At 55.8% G+C, this 4,148-nt stretch carries 4 protein-coding genes; 1 reads left to right on the top strand and 3 read right to left on the bottom strand.

What is annotated here, in order from left to right; all coding sequences use genetic code 11:
• The coding region (locus ACLQ7H_RS18190; protein ID WP_411753870.1) for an MFS transporter at positions 1 to 283 on the bottom strand (283 nt) is incomplete at its 3' end.
• A gap of 98 nt (positions 284 to 381) precedes the next feature.
• Between ACLQ7H_RS18190 and ACLQ7H_RS18185 the strand changes: the two genes are divergently transcribed.
• On the top strand, positions 382 to 1,212 hold the full coding sequence (locus ACLQ7H_RS18185; protein ID WP_411753869.1) for a helix-turn-helix transcriptional regulator: 831 nt from the start codon (positions 382 to 384) through the stop codon (positions 1,210 to 1,212).
• Position 1,213: 1 nt separating this feature from the next.
• On the opposite strand, the gene ACLQ7H_RS18180 is transcribed toward ACLQ7H_RS18185, so the two are convergent.
• Both ACLQ7H_RS18180 and dinG read right to left on the bottom strand, forming a co-directional pair.
• A complete protein-coding gene (locus tag ACLQ7H_RS18180; RefSeq protein WP_411753868.1) occupies positions 1,214 to 1,843 on the bottom strand; it encodes a LysE family translocator in 630 nt (209 codons plus the stop codon).
• 73 nt (positions 1,844 to 1,916) lie between these two features.
• Positions 1,917 to 4,118, bottom strand: coding sequence for an ATP-dependent DNA helicase DinG (gene dinG / locus ACLQ7H_RS18175; protein WP_411753867.1), 2,202 nt, complete (start codon positions 4,116 to 4,118; stop codon positions 1,917 to 1,919).
• Between the last annotated feature and the right edge of the window lie 30 nt (positions 4,119 to 4,148).

The raw sequence follows: 4,148 nt of genomic DNA, 5'->3' as shown, positions 1-4,148 counted from the left end.
AAAGCGTCGAGGTCAGCGCAAAAGCCAACATGCCACAGTTGAACATACGCCGCCGACCGAAACGGTCCCCCAATCGCCCACCGGCAATCAGCAAAATGCCGAAAGCCAGTTCATAACTGGCGATAATCAGCCCAACCTCGGCAAAGCTGGCGTTGAACTGCTGCTGGATCACCGGCACCGCCACGTTAACCACAAACAAATCGAACATGGTAACGAACCCACCGAGTAACAACACCGGCAGCCCCGGTAAACCGGCCTTCCTATCAAACAAGGTATGCTCCATAACGCCTCCTGATAACCTGATGGCGGCAGTATGGAACATGCTTTAAACTGTTACTATATAGCCAGTTATACTATTACTGAAAGTAACAGGAGCCGCCGATGCCACCACGTACCCTTAACCGCACCCGTCAAGAGCTGGCAGATTTTCTGCGTATCAAGCGTGAAAAACTCTCTCCCCAGGCCGTTGGCCTGCCTAGCGGCACGCGGCGGCGTACGCCTGGGCTAAGGCGTGAAGAGGTTGCCGCTTTGGCGGGCGTGGGCCTGACCTGGTACACCTGGCTGGAACAGGGGCGGGAAATCAATGCTTCGGTGGAGTTTCTGGAGGATCTGGCGCGGGTTCTGAAGTTGGATGCGACCGAACGCTATCATCTGTTTTTGCTGGCACATCAGCGGCCACCGGTGGTAGCAGGCCATCAATGGTGTCAGGTCACCCCCTTGGTACGCCGCTTGCTGGACGATCTCACCCTGCGCCCGGCCTATGTGATGAACCTGAGCTGGGATATTATCGCCTGGAACCCGGCGGCAGACCGCCTATTTGCCATCGGTGAGCGTCAGCCGGAGCAGCGCAATATGCTATGGATGCTGTTTGCCGATCCCGAACTGAATCAACGGTTAATGGGATGGCAGGAGCAGGCCCCGCAAATCCTGGCCAGCTTTCGCCGTGATTACGCCCGTGCCCCGCAAGATGCCACCATGTTGCAACGCATTCAGGCTCTGAGCGATGTTTCCCCGCAATTTCGCCAGCTGTGGCAACAGCACGATATCCATGGCCGCTGCCAGGGGCAACGCACTTTCTTGGTTACAGGGGCAGGCGAAGTGACCTTTGAGCACGCCTCGTTTATTGTCGATGAAGAAAACCACCTGCGGCTGGTCATGTACAGCGCACAGCCTGATTGCCCTGCCGGTGCCGCCTTTGAGGCAATGCTCTAGCTTATTTCCGGCTGTCGAAAATAAGCTTGCAAGCCAACCCGGCAAATACCCCGCTCAACAAATAATTCGGCCAACGAGCGCTGACTTGGCGGCCAGTAAAGCGGCTTTTTAAACGGTTTACCACCAGGATCACGGCACCGTTAATCACCAAACCAATCGCATTCAAGATAGTGGCCAGGATCAGCATCTGTACCACTACGGAACCACTCTGCGGAGTGATAAACTGCGGGAACAGCGCCAGCACAAACAGCGCCATCTTCGGATTGAGAATATTGGTCAACAATCCCTGCTGAAAAATTCGCCTTACAGAGACGGCCTGTAACCCGGCTGATGCCTGCAAACTACTGCCTGAACGCAGCGTTTTCCATGCTAGATACAGTAAATAGGCCGCCCCTAACAAACGTACCGCATCATAGGCCAGCGGCAGCGCGACAAACAGCTGTGAAAGGCCCAGCGCCGCCGCCAACGCGTGGCAATAGGTTCCCAGCTGTATTCCGGCCAGAGAAGCGAAACCAGCGCTTCTCCCTTGGCTTAGGCTTCGGGAAGCGATCAACAGCATATCCGGGCCAGGAGTCACCGTCAGCGCCAGACAGGCACCGGCGAATAGCAACAACGTAGATATTTCCACCATAAATCACCTGTACAAAGGGGTTTAAAAACAAGATCCATAGTAGCTAGAAAGTCGTTTTGCCAGAATACATTTGTTAGCGGGTACGGCGGCGAGCAAACGGATTTTTACGCTTTTTCTCTTTCTTGGCGGCCTCTGCCGCAGATTTCAATGCCGCCTTATGGGCTTTGTCCGCTTCTGGCACCTCTCGCTGTTCGATCGGGAACACCGGCAACGCTGCCAACAGGCGGGATCCGTAGCTCTTGGTCAACAGGCGGCGGTCATAAATCACGATTTCGCCACGGCACTCGTTGCTACGGATCAGGCGGCCCACCTGTTGGATCAGGTTAAACGACGCGCTTGGCAGGCTCTGCACCTCAAACGGATAACGATTGAGGGATTTAAGCCATTCGCCCTCAGTGAGGATCACCGGGCTATCGATCGGCGGGAAGGCAATCTTATGGATATGCACCTGGGTCAGCAGTTCACCTTTCAGATCCAAGCCTTCAGCAAATGACTGTAGCCCGACCAACACGCTGGCAGTGCCCTTCTCTACCCGCTTACGGTGCTCTTCCACCAGCCGATAACGTGGCTGATCGCCCTGCACCAGCAACATCAGACGCAGATCGGTGACATAACTGAGGAAGGTCTGCATCGCACGGTGGCTGCTGAACAGGATCAGCATCCCCTTATGCTGGCCGCTGGCCTGCTCGCCACGGAAAAAACGCGCCATCTCTTCCAGATGCTCGGCCTCATTGACCATCGCCGGTTCAAAACGCATCTTGGGAATGACAATTTTACCCTGTTCGACGTGGTTAAACGGCGAAGACAGCGTTTCGAAGCGATCGCCCGCCTTCTCACTCAGCCCGCTCATCTCTTGCAGCCGCGAGAAACTGTTCAATGAACGTAACGTTGCCGAGGTGACCACCACGTGCGGCACCTTGCGCCACAGCAGTTTTTCCAGCTGATCGCTGACGCGGATGCCCACGCAATGCAGATAAAGATGGGTAACGTTATCGCGCAGTTCACGCGCAATCCATTTGGAGATCGGCGCATTGGAGGATTTATCCATTGCCGCCAGCCGCCACAGCTTGCTCATCGCCTCCAGATAGCCCAGCGTGCGGCTCATCTGGATGATGGCGCGATGCAACCGCACAATATCGTGCTTGCCGGTCTGTTCACTGAGGTCATTAAGAATAAATTCGGCCAGGCCGCGCAGGCCGTCCGTCAGTTTGAACAGGCGCGCGCAGATCTCTACCATTTCGCCGGGAAGTTCGCCCATTTCGAAACGATATTCGGCGTTGCCGCTGTCTGGCGGCAGGTAGGCGTTGGCCTGGTGCTCAAAAATCTGGATCAGTTCGCGCAGTTCTTCGCAGTGATTTTTTAGCCGTTCGCTATTGGCCAATCCCGGCGGATTCTTTGGCCGGTACTGCGTCATGCACTGTTCTACCTGGCGCACGATCATATCGAGCTGGAGGTTGGTTGACAGCGCGGTGATCTCACCGTCAATCTCCAGCGCATCCCGCGCCACCTCCGGTAGATGATGGCCTTCGTCCAGCACCAGCAGCAGCTCTTTCGGGTTCGGCAATACCGACTCGGTTTCCAGCGCCGCCATCACCAACGCGTGGTTGGCAACCACCACGTCGGCAGTTTCAATTTCTTTACGGGCAATATAGAACGGGCATTCACGAATATAGTGACAGTTGCGCCCCAGGCAGTTGGCCTTGTCGGTACTCAGCTTGCCCCATAAGGGATCGGCTATCGATAGCGGGTAGTGATCGCGCAAGCCATCCCATTCATGGCGCGCCAAGGCTTTTGCCAGCTTTTGACACAGCGCCTGCTCCTCGCCGTTCGACGGTGCCAGTTCGTCTTCGTCCAGGTACAGCATCAGATCGCCCTGTTCAACCACGTCGGTGCTCATCGCCGCCAGATTACGCGGGCACACATAGCGCCCACGGCCAAACGCACCGGTGAATTTCAGATCGGGAATGATCTTTTTCAACAGCGGTAAATCTTTGCTGTAGATCTGATCCTGTAGCGCCACGTTGGCGGTACTGACCACCAGCGGTTTGCTTTCGGCACGGCCAACAGCGATACCCGGTATCAGGTACGAGAGCGTTTTACCCACGCCGGTTGGCGCTTCGATCGCCAGATGGCGAGGGTAATCTCCGGCCAGGGTTTTCGCCACTTCGGCAATCATCTGCCGCTGAGGGGCACGGGAAATAAAATCCGGTATTTGCTGCTGCAGGGCTTTGTACCACTGGCCGATCTGATCTTTAACTGCGGGGGAAAGCGCCATTCAACTCTTATCTAAACGAAATGATGGCGC

The sequence above is a fragment of the Serratia sp. (in: enterobacteria) genome, from assembly GCF_046715635.1.
GTDB lineage: Bacteria > Pseudomonadota > Gammaproteobacteria > Enterobacterales > Enterobacteriaceae > Chania.
The sequence above is the reverse complement of the archived record's forward strand: the minus strand, read 5'-3'. Positions and strand labels throughout refer to the sequence as shown.